The following is a 17,894-nucleotide window of genomic DNA, read 5'->3' as shown; positions in this document are numbered from 1 at the left end:
GCGACGAGACGCCTGCACTTTTCACCCGCGGGACCGAACCCGTCCAGATATGGACGGCGACCTCCTCGTGAGACGGTACTACGGCGCACTTGACGACCACGAGTACGAGACGCTCGAGGAAATCCTCGACCCGGCGTTCGTCCAGCGACGGCCGGATCGGACCTTCGACGGCCGCGAGGCGTTCGTCGAGTTCATGCGCGGGGAACGGCCGAATCCCGACACGAGCCACGAACTCGAGGAACTCGTCGTCGACGAAGAGTGTGGTCGGGTCGCCGCTCGAGGGCGGGTGCTCGAGGGCGAGACTGAGTTATTCGAGTTCGCGGATTTCTTCGAGATGGCGGATGAATCAATCGTTCGGCTGGAGACGTACAGTCGATAAGTACACGTGCAAACGTACCTTTTTCTCGTCGGGTTCGCTCGCGTTGCTCGCTCACCACTCCTCCAAAAATCTACGCTAAAAAGCCGCTCGCTCCCGATGGTCGCTCGCGGGTGCAGTGCTTGCGTCACGACCGCAGCGGAACGCCTCCGCCTGTACTTACCGTCTCCTTCAAAGTGACACCCCCCACCGTTAGGCCGAACAGTTGTTCGGACCCAATTCGAGTTCGACTCGATCCTCCGAATCCAGTTCCTCTCCGAGCGCGCCGCGATTTCGGTCGATGATCTCCTCGTAGTTCGAGGGCTTTTCGCCCGCGTCGGCCATCCGCTCGACGAACTCCTCTTCCTCGAGTTCGAGAATGTCGATCCCGGTCCTGGCATCCCGGACCGTCGTTGAGATCGGCTCGCTGGGTGCGCCGTGGGCGAACTCGCCATCGGCGGTGACGGTGACGTGGCCCGGACAGACGACGATCGGCTCGGGTTCGGCGAGCACGGTTCGGTGGAGAGTTTCATAGAGCATCCGCGCTCCTTTCTCACCCTCGTCCTCGTTGAACTCGAGTTCCGTCCGGCCCGTCGAATCGACGTGGAGGGTGTCGGCGGTCAGCAGTGCACGGTCGTCGATCAGCACCGAAATCATCTCGCTGGTGTGACCCGGCGTCTCGAGGGCCTTCAGCTCGAGCGTGCCGACCTCAAGGACCTCGTTTCGCTCGAGGGGCGTGTAGGAAATTTCGACGCCGCGTTCGGCCGCCCGCTCGCCGAGGTAGTAGGGGACCTCGAGCCTGTCTGCGAGCTCGCGTCCACCCGAGACGTGGTCGGCGTGGACGTGCGTATCGAGGACGCCCACGATCGAGAGTCCGGCTTCTTCGGCGGCGACGGCGAACTCGTCGGTGTCCGCGGTCGGATCGACCACCAGCGCCTCGCCGGTTTCGGGACAGCCGACGACGTAGGAGAGACACCCCTTCGCCCGCCGCTGGATCTGGACGAGTTCGACGGAGTCGCCGACGTTGATCTCCGCCCGGTCGTAGACCCGACTCCAGCCTTTCATCCCGCCCTCGACGGCCGCGACATCGTACTCGTCGGTCGTGGACTCGAGTTGAGTCGCGAGGTTAGCCGAGGAGATCCCCTTCGCGCAGATGGTGAGCACTCGGTCCGTGCCATCGAGGCGTTCCTCGAGTTCCTCGAGGCGGCCGTCGAGTTCCTCCTCGGGGCCGAAAGGAAAGTTGATCGCGTCGGCGACGTGCCACGACTCGAAGCTCTCTTCGGGGCGCGTATCGACGAGCGCGTACGCCTCGCCGTCGTCCTGTAGCTCCGCGAGTCTCTCCGCCGAGAGTGTGGTGACCATACCTGTTCCTAGGCGGTCTGAGACCTAAATATCGACTGCTAACTGCGGTGTACGAGAGCGGGCCGGAACGATCACGGACCGTCCTGAAAACGAAGGTGTCGCATCGTTCGAGACGTCGTCACGACACGATTGTGAAACCGGGTGATGGACCGCGGCTACACTCGATCGAAACGCGTCCGCGGTCACCGAATCGAAAGCGCTCGAGTGCGATTACTCGAGGTCGAACCGATCGAGTTTCATCACTTTACTCCACGCGTCGACGAAGTCGTGCACGAACTTCTCCTCGGCGTCGTCGGTTCCGTAGACTTCCGCAATGGCTCGAAGTCGGGAGTTCGAACCGAAGACGAGGTCCACGCGACTCGCCTCCCACTTTAGGTCGCCCGTTTCGCGGTCGCGAACCTCGAAGACCTCTTCGGATTCCGAGGACGCTTCTACCTCCGTGTCGTTGTCGAGCAGGTTCACGAAGAAATCGTTGGTCAGCGTCTCGGGCTGGTCGGTGAAGACGCCGAGGTCTGAGTTCTGATAGTTCGCGTCCAGCGCGCGCATGCCGCCGACCAGAACCGTCGTCTCGTCGGGCGTCAGATTCAGGAGTTCCGCTTTGTCCACCAGCAGTTCCTCCGTCGGGCGATCTGCCTCGTCACTGCGGTAGTTGCGGAACCCGTCCGCTTCGGGTTTGAGCGCCTCGAAGGACTCGACATCGGTCTGTGCCTGTGAGGCGTCGGTGCGGCCGGGTTCGAACGGAACGGTCACGTCGTAGCCAGCATCTGCTGCTGCATCCTCCACGGCTGCAGCGCCACCCAGCACGATCAGGTCGGCCAGCGAGACCCTCGTCCCGTCGGAGCGCGAACTGTTGAAGTCCTCCTGAATCGCTTCGAGCGTCTCGATCACCGTCTCGAGTTCCTCCGGATCGTTCACGTCCCAGTTTCTCTGGGGCTCGAGGCGAAGGCGGGCGCCGTTCGCTCCGCCGCGCTTGTCGCTGTCGCGGTAGGTCGAGGCCGCCGCCCAGGCGGTCTTGACCAGTTGGGAGGTGGAGAGATCCGTACCGAGGATCGTTTCCTTGAGCTCGGCGACCTCCTCGTCCCCGATCAGGTCGTGGTCGACGTCGGGAAGGGGATCCTGCCACAGCATCTCTTCGTCCGGAACCTCGGGACCGAGGAACCGGATCGGCGGGCCCATGTCGCGGTGGATCAGCTTGTACCACGCCTTCGCGAAGGCTTCCTGGAACGCCGCTGGATCCTCGCGGAACCGCTGTGAAATCTCTCGGTAGTCCGGATCCTCCTTCAGCGCGAGGTCCGTCGTGAGCATCATCGGCGGGTGCGATTCCGACGGCTCGTGGGCGTCCGGCACGTCGTCGTCGGCGGACTCGTCCTTCGGTCTCCACTGGTGTGCACCGGCGGGGCTCTGCTCGAGTTCCCACTCGTATTCGAACAGGTTGTCGAGGAAGCCGCTGTCCCACGAGATCGGCGCGTCGGTCCACGCGCCCTCGAGGCCGCTGGTGATCGTGTCGTTGCCCTTGCCGGTGCCGTGTTCGTTCTCCCAGCCGAGGCCCTGTAAATCGATAGGGGCCTCTTCGGGCTGTGCGCCGAGGTTATCGTCGGGGGCGGCGCCGTGGGTTTTCCCGAACGTGTGTCCGCCGGCGATGAGCGCGACCGTTTCCTCGTCGTTCATCGCCATGCGATCGAACGTCTGTCGGATGTAGTCCGCGGCCTTCTCCGGATCGGGCTCGCCGTTAGGGCCTTCAGGGTTCACGTAGATCAGGCCCATGTGGTCGGACCCGAGCGGTTCCTCGAGGGTGCCCTCTTCGTCGTGGCGCTCGGATCCAAGCCACTCGTCCTCGGGGCCCCAGTAGACGGCCTCGTCGGGGGCGTAGGCGTCTTCGCGTCCGCCGGCAAAGCCGAACGTCTCGAATCCCATCGACTCGAGGGCGACGTTCCCGGTCAGGACGATCAGGTCGGCCCACGAAAGTTTGCGGCCGTATTTCTGTTTGACAGGCCAGAGCAGGCGTCGTGCCTTGTCGAGATTGACGTTGTCCGGCCAGCTGTTCAGGGGTGCAAAACGCTGTCGACCGCCGGACGCGCCCCCGCGGCCGTCGGTGGTACGGTAGGTACCCGCGCTGTGCCACGCCATCCGAATCATCAACGGCCCGTAGTGGCCGTAGTCCGCCGGCCACCACTCCTGAGACGTCGTCAGCACGTCTTCGATGTCCGCCTTCACTTCCTCGAGGTCGAGTTTTTCGAACTCCTCGGCGTAATCGAAGTCCTCGCCCATCGGGTCGTCGTCACGAGCGTTCTGGTCGAGGAGCTTCAGGTTCAACTTCTCCGGCCACCAGTCTTGGTTAGACCTAGTCATCATGAGGGTATTGCTACTTTCGCTTATTAAGATTTTCTAATCTGCTAACGAAGTCTTCGGCACGAACCAAGTAATATTTCTATTTTGGGAATTTTTATCAGCGATGAGGCGTGCTCTGTCACCGGTACAACCGCTGACAGCCGTCACAGATTGAGCCATTCAACGGGTAACAGAGCTATTTTCTCGACGTTAGGATAGCCGTCTATCAGCAACGGTCCGGGAGGACCGACGCTGTGGGGGTTCTGGTTGTCCGAAGCGGGTTCCCAGTGTGTCGCAGTCGGCGCCATCCGTCTCGAAAGCGTCACCCGTCTCGAACGGATTCTCCGAGGCCGTGATTCAGTGAGTCTTCCTTGCACGTTGGTAATCTCCCCTGCCGTCGGTAGCCTCCTCCTGTCCTCGGTTAGACGTTGTATTACTACCTGCACCGGTTCCTTCTCGTATCCAATACATAGTTTCCTAATTCCCGAATTTGTTTTCGGTGTTCGATGTCGAACTCGCCAAATTGGCTTGAGGGAACTCGAGGAGCGATATCCTTGTCGCGGGATCGTCGGCCCGCGCCGAGCGTGTTCGAAGACGAAATCACTACATACGCCTACTGTGAATCGCGAGTATGTCACTCGTCAAGTATCTCTCGTCGCTGTTGATGATCGTCATCGGAATTGCCGTCATGGTGTTGCTCGCAACGGTCGTCTTTTTCATCACGATCTTCGTCGTTTCGACGGGATCGGACCTCGCCGGATACAACCCCGGTGATGACTACGTGGTTCTCTCCTCGACGCTGATCGTCGTCGCGGTCATCCTAACCGGCGGCTTCACGCCGCGTCTCTCCGGTAGCAGCGACGACGACGATGCAGCGGACGACGAATTCGGCGATCGAACGTTCCGATAGGCTTTTTGGCGATAACACTTCCGCCGATATCGGAGCGGAAGGGACTGATTTTCCGTCACTCCGGACGAAGCGAGCGGTGGTCGTCTGCTCGATAGAGATTTTCTTTGCTAGTGACAGTTCCGGTCGTCAGCGGTGGCGCCGAACTGGAGAACCGCGCGATCGGAGACCGGAAGACCGAACCAGTAAAGGCGAGCGCTCTCGTCGTCGGTGATATGACGACGACGCTCGGAACCGCAAGCGCGGGGCCCGGCGAGATCGCCACGGGCCGTCTCGAGATCGGGGAGACGAGAGACGGCAGCCCGTTCGGATTACCCGTCGCCGTGGTAAACGGCGCGGAGCCCGGGAAAACGCTGTACCTGCAGGCGGCGAGCGACGGTGACGAGTTGAACGGTGTCGGCGTGCTTACGCGAGTCGTTCCTCGGCTCGATCCCGCCGAAATTTCAGGGACGATTCTCATCGTCGGAATCGTTAACTATCACGCGTTTCAGGTCGCCGAACATCGAAATCCGATCGACGATACGAAGATGAATCGGGCCTTTCCCGGCTCGGAAAACGGTACCTCGAGCGAGCGGATCGCCCACGCAGTTTTCGAGGTGGCACGGAAGGCGGATCTGATCCTCGACCTCCACCAGGGATCGACGAGTCGGATGATCGACGAGGTTCGGGTCCGCTGTGGGAAACGCCACCGCCTGCACGACGACTGTCTCGAACTCGCGAAGGCGTTCGGCTGCGGCTACGTGCTCGACCAGAAGGGGCCGGACGGACAGCTCGCACGAGCAGCACCCGATAAAGGGATTCCGACCGTCGATCCGGAACTCGGCGGCTGCGTCGGCTGGGACGAAACCAGCATTCAGAAGGGGGCCGAGGGCGTGTTCAACGTCCTTCGGTACTACGACTTTCTCCCGGAAAGCTACGACCTGAATCGACAGATTCGCGCGAGCAGCTTCGAGCAGTACGGCTCGCCCGTCGGCGGGCTCGTCACGATTCAGAAAGAACTCGGCCAGCAGGTTCGTTCGGGCGAAACGCTGTTCGAGGTGACGAGCGTCTTCGGCGAAACGAAAGCCGAGGTCACAGCCGACAGCGACGGCGTCCTCTGGCGAACGCGGCGGCTCCCGCAGGTCGCGACCGGAGAGTACGTCTGCTCGGTCGGAACCGACGTCGACTCCTTCTGACGATGCCGGCCGATCTCGTCTGTCCCGCGTGTGACACCGTCTACGATGCGAGTCCTGACGAACCCTGGCGCTGTTCCTGTGGACGTGCTCTCGAGTTTCTGGAAGGCGAGCCGCTCGAGGAGACGGAGGATGTGCCGACGGAGTTGAGCCTCGAGGAACCGAGGAACGACCTCTGGGCGTTCGCAGATCTCCTTCCGATCGAGAAACACGTCTCGCTTCACGAAGGAGCCACACCGCTCGTCGACGCTCCCCGGTGGGACGCGTCGTTCAAGCTCGAGTACGTCTTTCCCACGGGGTCGTTCAAGGACCGCGGCGCGACGACGACGCTCTCTCGAGCCGTCGAACTCGGCGTCGAGAAGGTGATCGAAGACTCGTCGGGGAACGCGGGTGCGGCGATCGCCACCTACGCCGCTCGCGCCGGACTCGAGGCGGACATCTACGTTCCGGCGGACGTCAAACGATCCAAGCTACGGGCCATCGAACGCGTCGGCGCTCGTCCCGTGCAGGTCGAGGGGACGCGCGCTGACGTGACGACCGCGTGCCTCGAGGCCGTAGAAGACGGGGAAACGGGATGGTACGCGAGCCACGCGTGGAACCCGGCGTTTTACGCGGGGACAATGACGTTCGCGTTCGAACTCGCGGCCCAACGCGGGTGGACCGTCCCGGACGCTGTCGTCCTCCCGATCGGCCACGGCACGCTCTTTCTCGGGGCCTACCGAGGCTTTTCCCGCCTCGAGGAAACGGGGATCACCGACGACATCCCGCGTCTGCTCGGCGTTCAGGCGACGAGCCACGCGCCGGTCGTTCGACGCCTCGAGGGGGAAACGAGTGCGGGCGTTCCGAGCGGCGTCGACGAACCTCAGGCGACGGTCGCCGACGGAATCCAGATCGCCGAGCCGGCCCGCGAAGACGAACTCGTAGAGGCGATCGAAGCGAGCGGCGGAGATGCAATCGCGCTTGAGAACGAGCCGATCGAAACCGCGCTGAATCGGCTCCATCGAAGCGGTTTCTACGTCGAACCGACCAGCGCGATCGCGCCGGCGGCGGTTTCTCGATACCGCGAATTGGGGATACTCGGAGACGATGACGATATCGTCGTCCCGTTGACTGGAAGCGGCCTTAAAATCTCGTAGCCGGGCCGGAGTCTGGGACGCCCCCATGATCCACAGCGGGCGTAGACGTCGATCAAAGAGCTGTTAGGCCGGCGACAGTCTCTCACGTATCCAACAAACACTTATAAACCGGACAGTAATTCTCACGTATGAATCGTCGAAGCCTGCTCGCCGGCGCGACCGTCCTCGGGATATCGAGCGTCGCCGGTTGTCTCGGGACGATCGGAATGGATGAACACGAAGCGTCGCCCGCGAGCGTCGACGAGTCTGCACGCGAGGAGACCGGATACGAACAGAGCGCGGTCGTCGAAGACACCCTCGAGGAGTCGGTTGATCTCGTGATCACCTCGGAGGAAGTGAGCGTGACGAACTACGTCACTGAACACGAGAAATCGGTGTCCGTCGGGCCGCTCACGCTGGACGACGGCGGCGTCTTCCTCGTCGTTTCGACGCCTCAGGTTAGCATCCTCAGCCAGCAGTTCAATCCCGTCGAGGATATGTCAGCCGGAGAGCTCGTCGCAGAAATCGAAGACAACTACGACGGGATGGAGAACGTCACTCCGCAGGGAGAGGAAACCGTGACGATCCTTGATCAAGAGACGACCCAGATCAGATTCACCGCCGACGCGACCTACGACGGCTCGAGCGTCGAGGTTTCGATACACATCAGCGAAGCGGTCGAAACCGACAACGACCTCCTCGTGACCGTCGGCGTGTATCCGAACGAACTCCGGGACGAAGAGGAACCGAACGTCATCTCGCTCATGGAGAGCGTTTCCGACGTTGCACCCGAAGGCGGCAACGAAAACGGGAACGAGTCTGAGGACAGCGAAAACGGCGATGGGGGCGACGACGAAGACGAGGACGAAGGCATTTTGGGTATTTGAACGGTTCGAGGCGAAAGACGGACGGATCGTTCGACACGACACTTTTCCACCGAATCGAATCCGATCGTTTCGAACCCGAATAGTTCGGTCCGCGAGCCACGACGCGGTATCGTTCGAACCCGACATCCCTTTACTCGAGCCCTGAATACGGGTCGGTATGTTCCTAGCCCTACGCGAATCGGTCGAAGACGCCCTCGAGGGGGCGCTCTCGGCCCTCGAGTACCCGACCGGGGACCTCGGGATCGAAGAGCCGCCCGAAGACGTCGACAGCGTGATCGCCTCGAGCGTCGCCTTCCGACTGGCGAGCGAAGCGGGCGCGCCGCCGCCTCAGGTCGCCCAGCAACTCGCGGACGAAATCGACACCGACGAACTCAAGTACGTCGCTCGAGTCGAAACGCAGGGTCCGTATCTCAACTTTCTGCCCAGTGACGCCTACTTCAAGGCGACCTTACAGCGGGCTACCGACGAGCGCTACGGCCACCTCGAGGATCGGGACGAATCCGTCGTCGTCGAGCACACGAGCGCGAACCCGACGGGGCCGGTCCACGTCGGTCGCGCCCGGAATCCGATCATCGGCGACGCCGTCTCGAACCTCCTCGATACGGCTGGCTACGATGTCGACCGCCACTACTACGTCAACGACGCGGGACGACAGATGGCCGTTTTCACGTGGGCCTACGAGACCTTCGACGAGGCGGACCTCGAGGACGACCCCGAACGCGACCGCATCGAGTACGACCTGGTTCGATACTACCGCAAGGGCAACGCCTACCTCGAGGACGCCTCGGAGGCCGAGGTCGAGGAAGCCGAAGCCGAAATCGAGTCGATCATGCAGGGCCTCGAGGCCGGCGACGAGGAGGCCTACGACCGCGTCACCGAGGTCGTCGATCAGGTGCTCTCGGGGATGAAGACGTGTCTCGCCAGACTCCCAGCCGAGTTCGACGAGTTCGTCAAGGAAACGCGGTTCATGAAGGACGGCTCGACCGATGACGTCGTCGCCCGACTCAAGGAACTCGACGGCGCGGTCTACGAGGAAGAGGCCTGGCAACTCGAACTCGAGGAGCAAGGAATCGACAAGAACCTCGTCTTCCTGCGCTCCGATGACACCTCGCTGTATCCGACCCGGGATCTGGCCCACCACGAATGGAAACTCGACAACTACGACCGCGCCGTCACGGTGCTGGGCGAGGATCACAAACTGCAGGCCAAACAGATTCGAACGACGCTCGAGTTACTCGGCAACGACACGGACGGCCTTCGGCAGGTGCTTTACTCCTACGTCAACCTCCCTGAGGGGAAGATGTCGACCCGCCGTGGAACGGGCGTCGACCTCGACGACCTCCTCGACGAAGCGATTTCGCGCGCACGTGACGAAGTCGAAACGCGTCTCGACGACCGCATCCGCGACGATGACCTCGAGGAGGACGACATCGAGCGCATCGCCCACCAAGTCGGCATCGGGGCGGTCCGGTACGATATCGTCTCGAAACAGCCGACGAAGGCGATTACCTTCGAGTGGGAGCAAGCGCTCGATTTCGAGGCCCAGTCCGCGCCGTACGTCCAGTACGTCCACGCGCGCTGTTGCGGGATCTTAGAAGAAAGCGACGCTGCGGACGACGCGGACGCAGCCGTCGAGAACCTGTCGGCGGCTGCGGACGCGGATCTGCTCGAGACCGAAGCCGAACGAAACCTTCTCGAGACTATCGCGCGATTCCCGTCGGTGATCGACGAGGCGGCCGAGGACTTACAGCCTCATCAGGTGGCGACTTACACCCGCGAATTTGCGGACGCGTTTAATACGTTCTACCGCGAGTGCCCTGTACTCGCCGACGATGTCGAACCCGAGGTGCGGGAAGCCCGACTCGCGCTGGTTGCGGCGTCGCGACACACCGTCTCGAACGCGCTATCGGTGCTCGGCGTCGCCGCTCCGCGCTCGATGTAAAAACCGGGCGTCGCAATCGCTCCGCGAGACCGATCCGATAGCGGTGGCGGCGGAGACTTCCCTCGCGGAACTGGTTCGGTGACGGTGGAGTGGTGTCTCTCGTATAGTGATTATTAGTGGGGGAAACCACCACAGTCGAGATCGTATGGTAGCCAAACGTCTTGTTCTACATCATTAACCCAACCAGGCCAAGTTGTACGAATCCCCCATTCGATGTCCGCTTCAATCTCAATGATTCGAGTAGAACCTCCACAGTTATCATTATATTTGGCAGCCGTTCCTATTTCGAATTCTGCCGAATACTTCGCAGAATCAGCATCAGAGCTTAATGCCTCCCATTGGTGATGCGTCCGTTGGTCGCCAGTCGTTGTTCGTTCTGTCAATTCCGATTCTTCCATCGTCAAACTGGTCTGATAACCAAGGGTAGCGCTGGGATTACGCGATAAATTCAAGCCGATTTCGGCACTACGGGTTCTTGACCCCTCTGAGGTATTACCGGATGGATCGAGTCCCATGACCTCACCTTCGCTATTTCCGCCTTGATTCCAGTCGTGGTAAATATGAGCTTCTTTATTTCGCCATCCTGTATGGACAGTGTTATTTTCCTTACAATACTCCTCATTATCATCTAGACAATGCTCACGACCAGCCTCAAGCCGCACTTCTGTCCGCGCAGCAATCCGCTCATCGTCCCAGTTACTTCTCACTCTGTTTTGGAATATAACCTTCCCGGGACGAGCATCACTTGTGTAGTCACTTCCAGTTTTCTCAGCTTCCCAATGAACAGTATCATTTGCTACGCTATCCCAATCTGTCCAATCAATGTCCCAATCTTGTGCAGATACTTCGTTAGAACTCACTAATTCGGCAGCGGCATCCTCTAAGTACTCGTCAGCCTTTCTCGTTAAACGATCCGAATCTGAACTTGAGGCCACCAACGGTTGAGAATCCATCCCGGAACCCACGACTACAAATTATTCTCGAGTATTTTCTCTGTCGTCAGTGAATATGTTGTACCCATACACTTCATCATCTTTGAACGCCTCTAAATTAAGATAGGCCTCTCGCGAATCACTGTGGTCCAATGTTGCAACACTACCCACAAAATCTGTTCGCATATCTTGAATCATCCCATCCGTGATTGGATCATCGACAGAACCTCGAAGTACAGCATAATTTTCCGGGGTCGCTTCGAATTCATCTGCAGAACTCGAAGTGGAAAGGATGGCGCATCCACTAATTACTGCACTACTTTTCAAAATCGATCGCCGCGTCAATCTCGCACTATCTTTATCCATGCTACAATCAATATATATTTAGTTAGTATGAAAAACATTCGTTTATTCAGATATTATCTATTTCAGCACCTCTACAGCAGGTTCTCGGCCATTAAGCGCTTGGTTCGGTCGACTTTGAATGAAATAGAGTCTCACCAACTGAGCCAGCAGCATGCCCTGGCTAGACTCCCCCTGCAACGATGCACCGCCTCTGGTAGTGGTCGTTCGGAGAATTCTTTGAGATGGTTATTCGCGCTACCTGAACAGCCCTTGGTGTCCGCAGGGCTGCCTCAGCGAATCAATCACTCGACGAATGGTTCATCCGATAGTCTCCCCCGATTAGTGTGGTTCTCGTGAGTAGAAATACGTCGCGTCAGCGGTGAATCGCCGCCGACAGAGACTGTCGACACCGAAACTCACCGTCTCTTCCTTTCCAACGCCTGGCCGAACACAGCTAACGCAGATTCAACGCCTACTGAACTGGACCAAGATGCTGTCGATGTGAAGCTCATGTATTCGATTGTGCTGTCGCCTAACTTCCCATGCTCAAGCAACCCATGGCGTGTGCTCCAAGCCTGTTCGGTGCTGCTCACCGTGTCACATGTGATTTAAGAACACAACCAATTAATCAGATGAAAAGTGGTTGAGACCGACAGCGACGACCGTGATCAGTACACCCACCCAGATCAAGGTGTAGCCCGCTCCCTCGGGGTAGGGCCAATTTCCCGGAGCAGCAGATCGATTCCAGCGACTATCGAAATTTGAAAGCCGAGTATCCCGAGTAATTTTTCGTCCATATTTGAGATAATATGATTTTACTATCAAATATGTTGCGGTGATACCTGATATATCCTATATGAAAGTCATGAGTCCGTTTGTTGAGGTTTTCCGCTACTGTTGTATCCCTCCTATGGCTCGAAATACGTTCTCGATAGTACACAGAAGGGTGATGGAGCTATAGAACTCTTAACAAACCGGGATAATGGTGTTTCTGGGTTATCTCGGTGGTGTTCAGGAAGATTCGAAGAGTGAGGCGTGGCGTTTTCTGAGTACTTCATGCCCGAAAACGCACGCCTCACAGGAAGCATCGTCCAGATAGACTCGGATTTTGTGGAGCGGGAAGCAACACCGTGACTGTTGATGAGCTCTGTATTCAGCTCTACCTTATTGGACTCTCGCTTTCGAATACTGTTCGAATCCTCGAGGAATTTCGTGTTGATCGGGCGCGATCGACCGTTCACAACTGGATTCACAAGGCGGATCTACAACCGGAATCCAGTCGGAGTCCGGATCACGTCGCGGTTGACGAGACGGTGATCGGACTCGACGACGAACAGTACTGGCTGTACGCTACCGTTGATCCTGGATCGAACAAATTGCTCCATACGAAGCTCGAGCCGACGAGAACCAAGGTTCTCGCGAGCAGCTTCATTCGTAAGCTTCGAGAGAAACACGACGATCCCTCGAGGGCGAGCGCTTATGCTCTAGAAACCCACTTGATTCGAACGAAAGCGTGAGTCTGAAGCAGTTTATCGAAACCACCGATCGATCGGAGCTCGCACTCGCCGTGGTCAACCGGGAAGCACCGCGTCAGCTTCAGACGATGCTCGAAGAACTCTTCGAGGGGCAGCCAGTTTCGATCGAACAACAGGAGCGAGCCGACGAAGATTCGGATATGGTGTACCTCCTCGACGACGGGGAGGTGCTGGCCGCCTCACCGCTCAGCGAACTTCGAGATTCGATTCTCCTCGTTAACTCCGACCTGTATATCACCGGGAACCGTGACCCCGCCGACCTCGACCTTCCGGACGTTTTCGAGGGGCTCGAGGACGTTCGCTTTCGCCTTCGCGGATTCCCCGACTCGAGCAAGGAGAAGCTGCTCCTCATCACGATCTCCCGATACATCGAGCGGCTGGGGTTGGAAGGGGGCGGTGGAACCCACCGGGCGTCGTTTCAACGGCTTTCACGTCTGGCGGACGAACGCGGAACGAAATCGGTGTATCGGAACCTCGCTGAGACGGATACGAACACGCACGTCTACGGCATCCCCGATTGGACCCCCGACTACGACGTGACGGTTCACGGAGGACGATCGCAGGAGTTTCGCGACTCGTGGTTCGTCGTCTACGTCCCCGACGATGCCGCCGAGCAGTACTCGGCGCTCGTCGCCGTCGAAAGGAGTCCGCGCTCGTGGGAGGGGTTCTGGACGTTCGACGCGGAGACGGTAACGGAAATCGAGGCGTACATTCGACGGGAGCTTTAGCCGGTAACGCTCGGTCCAGACGGTGAACGGCGACTCTGGGCACTCATCGCCGTTTCGTTTCCCCGAAAAAAGTCGGTTTCCGTTATGCGGTTGCGAGCGCTTTGTGTTTGAACTCTTCTTCGGACATGTTGTTCTGGACGAACGCGACCGCCCACGCGACGTCGACGTAGAAGCTTAACACCGTGTTTCCGTCCATGTTGAAGATCGTAAACTCGATGGTTTCGACCGATTCCACGAACGTTTCCGGATCGTCGATCGCCTCCGCGGCGACGATGCCGAGCTCTTCGACGACCGCGTAGAGTTCGTCCTGGCTCAGCGTGTCCTCGAGCGTTACCTCGACGTCGACGTGATAGCCGTCGCGTTTGATGTCGTCGACTTTCACGTCCGTGTGACCGAGATCGATCTTATCTTTATCGAATCCGGGGACTTCGTCCGATTCCTCGTCGTCGGAATCGTCGTCGCTTTCGTTTCCATTACTATCGTCGATACCATTGTCGCCGTCATCTCCACTACCGTCACCGCCGTCGTCGTCATCACCGCCATTCTCTTCACTTGTACTGTCTGAACAACCCGCGAGTGCGGTTGCGAACACGGCACCACTGCCGAGGAGGATCTTTCTTCGCTCCATATTCACCCACTCCAGACCACCCCTGATTAGTAATCATATCATTCTTTCCGGAATGGGTTGCTATCCGGAAATCTTTCCTGTAACCCCTCGATATCGGGCTGTTGGCCGCGAATAACCGTTCAGAAGCCGTGGTAGTACGTCGTGCAACTATTCAGGTGTCGGTTTATTGGGTCAGTACTCACCCAAATCCGCGCTCGTCGATCAGCCACAGAGAGTCCGTGCCCCCGAAAGAGTCGAAGGTCGTCGTGGTAGCAAGGAGCTACCCGGACGAAATTCGTGACGGTGGGAAAAACAGCCGGAATGCCCACAAAATCCTTCGCGGTAGTGGAAAACGGAGCGGCGGGTCGTGCCCAAACCAGTCGTCGATCAGGGATCGGTCTCAGCTTCCGTGATACCCTCCGGGCGGTCTTCAGCGGAAGCCGAGCCGTCCACGGATGAATCCGACGAACCGGACGCTTCACCGCCGGTTCTTCCAGCGATAGCTGGTTCACCGCTGGGACCGTCCGACCCGTCCGCGGTAGTCATATCCGAGACGATCTCGGAAAATTCGGCTGCCAGTTGTTTGTACGCGACTGCGGCGGGACGCTGGCTGTCGTACACGACGAGGGGCGTCCCGGCGTAGACGCTTTCACGGACTGCGGTGTCGTCCGGGATCGCACCGACCAGCGGAATGTCGAGCCGGGAGGCGATGTCCTCGGGGGAAACGTTGCTCCCCGAGCGGGTCCGAGTAACGATCAATCCGCCGGCTTTCCCCTTGGCGTGATCGGTCAACTCGAGGGTCTTTTTCGTATCGTGGACCGACGCGGGTTCCGGCGTCGAGACGAGCAAGACGGCATCTGCGAGTCCGAGCGGGAGAACGGTTTCGTGGCTGACGCCAGCGCCGACATCAAGGAAGACGTACGAAAATTCGTCGCGCAGTTCATCGACGACCTCCCGGAGTCCTTCGGGCGAGGTCTCGGCGTACTCCTCGAGTCCAGTTCCACTCGGGACGGCCACGATATTGTCCGTCAACGGATACGTCGCGTCCGCGACCGAGGCGTTTCCGGCAAGCACGTCGTGTAGGGTGGTCGAATCCGTACTCAAGCTGACGAACCCCGCGAGGTTTGCCATTCCCAGGTCGGTGTCGACGATCGCCACGCGTTCGCCCGTCTGTGCCAATGCAGTACCGAGGTTTACCGTCGTCGTCGTCTTCCCAACACCGCCTTTTCCACTCCCGATGGCGAATACCGTCTTGTCGGACATATTGATTATATCGCCACAGTGTGGCGGGAACACCTTAAATCGTGACATATATCCTTCCATAACTGGTGTGGAATTTAACTCATTTAACGGAATGGCCGAACCGAATTCGATCACAACTCTCGATCAATCCCGGAGAAAATTGGCGTTCACGCCGACCGCGAGCCACTTTTGCGCGCGTGCTCGAACAGGTCAACAAATACTTACCCGCAGCACCGTTTTGTACGACCAATGAGTCAGGAGGGCGAGCAGGAACATTCCGACCGGAAAAAATACGAATTCCGGAAGGTTATCGAGGATCTCAAGAATTTCGAGGGGTCGGGAACACAACTCGTTACGATCTACGTCCCCGACGATCGCCAGATCAGTGACGTCGTCGCACACGTCACCCAGGAACACTCCGAAGCGGCTAACATCAAGTCAAAACAGACCCGAACCAACGTTCAGGACGCGCTAACCTCTATCAAAGACCGGCTTCGGTACTACGACACGTATCCGCCAGACAACGGTCTCGTCCTGTTCTCGGGGGCCGTCGACTCCGGCGGCGGCCGAACCGAAATGGTCACGAAAGTCCTCGAGAGCCCACCTCAGCCCGTCGAATCCTTCCGCTATCACTGCGATTCGGACTTTCTCACCGAACCGCTCGAGCACATGCTCGCGGATAACGGCCTGTACGGCCTGATCGTGCTCGATCGACGCGAGGCAAACGTCGGCTGGCTTCGAGGCAAACGCATCGAACCTGTCAAGTCCGCCTCCTCGCTGGTTCCCGGCAAACAGCGAAAAGGTGGTCAGTCCGCCCAGCGATTCGCTCGACTCCGTCTCGAGGCGATCGATAACTTCTATCAGGAGGTCGCCGAGATGGGCAACGACCTGTTCGTTCCCAAGCGACACGAGATGGACGGCATCCTCGTCGGCGGCCCGTCACCGACCAAAGACGAGTTCCTCGACGGCGACTACCTCCACCACGAGATTCAGGACAACGTTATCGGCAAGTTCGATGTCTCTTATACCGACGAATCCGGCCTGAAGGAACTCGTCGACAACGCCGAGGACGCTCTCGCGGACGCGGAGGTAATGAAAGAAAAGCAGGAGATGGAGCAGTTCTTCGAGGAGCTCCACGCCGGCGAGAAGGCGACCTACGGTTTCGAACAGACGCGAGACAATCTCATCATGGGGTCGGTCGAAACGCTGTTGATCAGCGAGGATCTCCGGTCCGACGTCGTCATCTTCGACTGTCCGGAGTGTTCGAACACCGATTACGAAGTGATCGATCGGCGCAAATCGACGCCGGACCACGAGTGTACGGAGTGTGGCACTGCGATCGAGGCCGATGAGGAGAATCGAGAAGACGCGATCGATCACCTCATCGAAATCGCCGAACAGCGCGGCACCGAGACGAAATTCATCTCGACCGACTTCGAGAAGGGTGAACAGCTGTACAACGCCTTCGGTGGCTTTGCAGGGATCTTGCGTTACAGTACGGGCGTCTAGCGATAGCGGCCAAGGGAAGCGTCATCTGGACCGAGAACTTTTTAGCCGCTCCTCTGCGTCCAATAGGTGAGATGGGGAACTCGAGTGCAGATCCTGATATTCTTCAAACGGTCGCCAAGCGATCGCCACTGCTCGAGCGACTCGAGGACGGTCCGGCGGCCAAGCCCGAACTCATTGAGGTCCTCGATTGTTCCCGGTCGACGATCAATCGAGCCATCCGCGAACTCGAGGGATTAGACTGCATTCGGCGAACCGACGACGGCTTTCAACTGACCGTCGCGGGTCGACTCGCGCTATCCGAGCATCGCCGAAGTCTCCGGACGTTCGAATCGGTTTCTCAGCTGAGCGATCTGTTGCGAGACTTGCCAGCCGAGACGCCGATAGCCGTCGAGATGGTACGCGGTGCGACTCTGCTCGAGACCCCACCGCACGCGCCGAGTGAACCGCTCGAGGAAATCATCGACCTGATCGGTCGGGCCGACCGGGTCCGCGGGATGGCTGCGGCCGACAGGATGCCGCAGTTCCGACGGCAGTTCTACGACGGGTCCGTTAACGGAGATCTCGATGTCGAACTACTTCTCACGGAGGATCTCGCGAGGTTTACGCTGACGGAATACACGCAGGGACTCCGCGAGTTGATCGTCGACGGCGGCGTCGATCTCTACGCAGTCGAAACGGTGCCCTACGAGCTATCGATCGTCGAAACGCCGACAAAATCGGTCGTCTACGTCATCCTGCTTAATTCGGACCTGACACACCGGGGGGTAATCCGAAATGACTCCGCGGACGCAATCGAGTGGGCACACGGATTGTTTCGGCGGCACCGGGCAAGCGCGACCTCGTTGTCCCCGTTCGACGATCGCTGATAGGGTCGGTTGTACGCCATTTCCGGCCATTTGCCACCCCGCTCTGGCGACAAACCAGTAAA

Annotated in this window: 15 protein-coding genes and 1 pseudogene; 10 read left to right on the top strand and 6 right to left on the bottom strand. The window is 59.1% G+C overall.

Annotated elements, in window-relative coordinates:
- Positions 1–49: 49 nt before the first annotated feature.
- Positions 50–379: a nuclear transport factor 2 family protein gene (locus tag ACYQ14_RS12440; RefSeq protein ID WP_459888667.1), complete on the top strand. Its 330-nt coding sequence runs from the start codon at positions 50–52 to the stop codon at positions 377–379.
- Positions 380–568: 189 nt separating this feature from the next.
- Here ACYQ14_RS12440 and ACYQ14_RS12435 read toward each other — a convergent pair whose 3' ends face one another.
- Both ACYQ14_RS12435 and katG read right to left on the bottom strand, forming a co-directional pair.
- The gene (locus tag ACYQ14_RS12435; protein ID WP_459888666.1) at positions 569–1,717 is read right to left on the bottom strand and encodes an MBL fold metallo-hydrolase; all 1,149 of its coding nucleotides are present in this window, start codon (positions 1,715–1,717) and stop codon (positions 569–571) included.
- A 210-nt stretch (positions 1,718–1,927) separates the two neighbouring features.
- The gene (katG, locus tag ACYQ14_RS12430) at positions 1,928–4,066 is read right to left on the bottom strand and encodes a catalase/peroxidase HPI (RefSeq protein WP_459888665.1); all 2,139 of its coding nucleotides are present in this window, start codon (positions 4,064–4,066) and stop codon (positions 1,928–1,930) included.
- A 610-nt stretch (positions 4,067–4,676) separates the two neighbouring features.
- On the opposite strand from katG, the gene ACYQ14_RS12425 reads away from it, so the two are divergent.
- The 5 genes from ACYQ14_RS12425 to argS all read left to right on the top strand — a co-directional run bounded on the left by ACYQ14_RS12425 (position 4,677) and on the right by argS (position 10,068).
- Complete coding sequence (locus tag ACYQ14_RS12425; RefSeq protein ID WP_459888663.1) at positions 4,677–4,955, top strand: hypothetical protein; 279 nt, start codon at positions 4,677–4,679, stop codon at positions 4,953–4,955.
- 212 nt (positions 4,956–5,167) lie between these two features.
- Positions 5,168–6,127 (top strand): succinylglutamate desuccinylase/aspartoacylase family protein, encoded by a 960-nt coding sequence (locus ACYQ14_RS12420; RefSeq protein WP_459890060.1) that lies wholly within the window; start codon positions 5,168–5,170, stop codon positions 6,125–6,127.
- Between the two features lie 2 nt (positions 6,128–6,129).
- Positions 6,130–7,260 (top strand): pyridoxal-phosphate dependent enzyme, encoded by a 1,131-nt coding sequence (locus tag ACYQ14_RS12415; protein ID WP_459888662.1) that lies wholly within the window; start codon positions 6,130–6,132, stop codon positions 7,258–7,260.
- Between the two features lie 128 nt (positions 7,261–7,388).
- On the top strand, positions 7,389–8,126 hold the full coding sequence (locus ACYQ14_RS12410) for a DUF6517 family protein (protein ID WP_459888660.1): 738 nt from the start codon (positions 7,389–7,391) through the stop codon (positions 8,124–8,126).
- A gap of 157 nt (positions 8,127–8,283) precedes the next feature.
- Positions 8,284–10,068, top strand: coding sequence for an arginine--tRNA ligase (gene argS / locus ACYQ14_RS12405; protein WP_459888658.1), 1,785 nt, complete (start codon positions 8,284–8,286; stop codon positions 10,066–10,068).
- Between the two features lie 113 nt (positions 10,069–10,181).
- Here argS and ACYQ14_RS12400 read toward each other — a convergent pair whose 3' ends face one another.
- Complete coding sequence (locus ACYQ14_RS12400; RefSeq protein ID WP_459888657.1) at positions 10,182–11,021, bottom strand: hypothetical protein; 840 nt, start codon at positions 11,019–11,021, stop codon at positions 10,182–10,184.
- 21 nt (positions 11,022–11,042) lie between these two features.
- Positions 11,043–11,366: a hypothetical protein gene (locus tag ACYQ14_RS12395; RefSeq protein WP_459888655.1), complete on the bottom strand. Its 324-nt coding sequence runs from the start codon at positions 11,364–11,366 to the stop codon at positions 11,043–11,045.
- Between the two features lie 1,035 nt (positions 11,367–12,401).
- Between ACYQ14_RS12395 and ACYQ14_RS12390 the strand changes: the two are divergent.
- A pseudogene (locus ACYQ14_RS12390) lies at positions 12,402–12,802 on the top strand (transposase domain-containing protein); the annotation flags it as partial.
- A 56-nt stretch (positions 12,803–12,858) separates the two neighbouring features.
- Positions 12,859–13,608, top strand: coding sequence for a DICT sensory domain-containing protein (locus ACYQ14_RS12385; protein ID WP_459888654.1), 750 nt, complete (start codon positions 12,859–12,861; stop codon positions 13,606–13,608).
- Positions 13,609–13,690: 82 nt separating this feature from the next.
- Here ACYQ14_RS12385 and ACYQ14_RS12380 read toward each other — a convergent pair whose 3' ends face one another.
- Together ACYQ14_RS12380 and ACYQ14_RS12375 are read right to left on the bottom strand one after the other, a co-directional pair.
- Positions 13,691–14,236 carry a DUF8159 domain-containing protein gene (locus ACYQ14_RS12380; RefSeq protein ID WP_459888652.1) on the bottom strand — a complete coding sequence of 182 codons (546 nt, stop codon included), beginning with the start codon at positions 14,234–14,236 and terminating at the stop codon, positions 13,691–13,693.
- Between the two features lie 366 nt (positions 14,237–14,602).
- Positions 14,603–15,478, bottom strand: coding sequence for a MinD/ParA family ATP-binding protein (locus tag ACYQ14_RS12375; RefSeq protein ID WP_459888651.1), 876 nt, complete (start codon positions 15,476–15,478; stop codon positions 14,603–14,605).
- 228 nt (positions 15,479–15,706) lie between these two features.
- Between ACYQ14_RS12375 and prf1 the strand changes: the two genes are divergently transcribed.
- Together prf1 and ACYQ14_RS12365 are read left to right on the top strand one after the other, a co-directional pair.
- On the top strand, positions 15,707–16,966 hold the full coding sequence (prf1, locus tag ACYQ14_RS12370; protein WP_459888649.1) for a peptide chain release factor aRF-1: 1,260 nt from the start codon (positions 15,707–15,709) through the stop codon (positions 16,964–16,966).
- Between the two features lie 71 nt (positions 16,967–17,037).
- Complete coding sequence (locus ACYQ14_RS12365) at positions 17,038–17,832, top strand: helix-turn-helix transcriptional regulator (RefSeq protein ID WP_459888647.1); 795 nt, start codon at positions 17,038–17,040, stop codon at positions 17,830–17,832.
- The last annotated feature ends 62 nt before the right edge of the window (positions 17,833–17,894 follow it).

This window comes from Halostagnicola bangensis, from assembly GCF_054653435.1.
The sequence above is the reverse complement of the archived record's forward strand: the minus strand, read 5'-3'. Positions and strand labels throughout refer to the sequence as shown.

What these genes read in the sequence shown, in the direction of transcription:
- ACYQ14_RS12420 (WP_459890060.1), top strand. Translation starts at nt 5,168, where the DNA reads ATGACGACGACGCTCGGAACCGCAAGCGCGGGGCCCGGCGAGATCGCC.
- ACYQ14_RS12400 (WP_459888657.1), bottom strand. Translation starts at nt 11,021, where the DNA reads ATGGATTCTCAACCGTTGGTGGCCTCAAGTTCAGATTCGGATCGTTTA.
- argS (WP_459888658.1), top strand. Translation starts at nt 8,284, where the DNA reads ATGTTCCTAGCCCTACGCGAATCGGTCGAAGACGCCCTCGAGGGGGCG.
- katG (WP_459888665.1), bottom strand. Translation starts at nt 4,066, where the DNA reads ATGACTAGGTCTAACCAAGACTGGTGGCCGGAGAAGTTGAACCTGAAG.
- prf1 (WP_459888649.1), top strand. Translation starts at nt 15,707, where the DNA reads ATGAGTCAGGAGGGCGAGCAGGAACATTCCGACCGGAAAAAATACGAA.
- ACYQ14_RS12365 (WP_459888647.1), top strand. Translation starts at nt 17,038, where the DNA reads ATGGGGAACTCGAGTGCAGATCCTGATATTCTTCAAACGGTCGCCAAG.
- ACYQ14_RS12395 (WP_459888655.1), bottom strand. Translation starts at nt 11,366, where the DNA reads ATGGATAAAGATAGTGCGAGATTGACGCGGCGATCGATTTTGAAAAGT.
- ACYQ14_RS12375 (WP_459888651.1), bottom strand. Translation starts at nt 15,478, where the DNA reads ATGTCCGACAAGACGGTATTCGCCATCGGGAGTGGAAAAGGCGGTGTT.
- ACYQ14_RS12435 (WP_459888666.1), bottom strand. Translation starts at nt 1,717, where the DNA reads ATGGTCACCACACTCTCGGCGGAGAGACTCGCGGAGCTACAGGACGAC.
- ACYQ14_RS12440 (WP_459888667.1), top strand. Translation starts at nt 50, where the DNA reads ATGGACGGCGACCTCCTCGTGAGACGGTACTACGGCGCACTTGACGAC.
- ACYQ14_RS12410 (WP_459888660.1), top strand. Translation starts at nt 7,389, where the DNA reads ATGAATCGTCGAAGCCTGCTCGCCGGCGCGACCGTCCTCGGGATATCG.
- ACYQ14_RS12380 (WP_459888652.1), bottom strand. Translation starts at nt 14,236, where the DNA reads ATGGAGCGAAGAAAGATCCTCCTCGGCAGTGGTGCCGTGTTCGCAACC.
- ACYQ14_RS12415 (WP_459888662.1), top strand. Translation starts at nt 6,130, where the DNA reads ATGCCGGCCGATCTCGTCTGTCCCGCGTGTGACACCGTCTACGATGCG.
- ACYQ14_RS12425 (WP_459888663.1), top strand. Translation starts at nt 4,677, where the DNA reads ATGTCACTCGTCAAGTATCTCTCGTCGCTGTTGATGATCGTCATCGGA.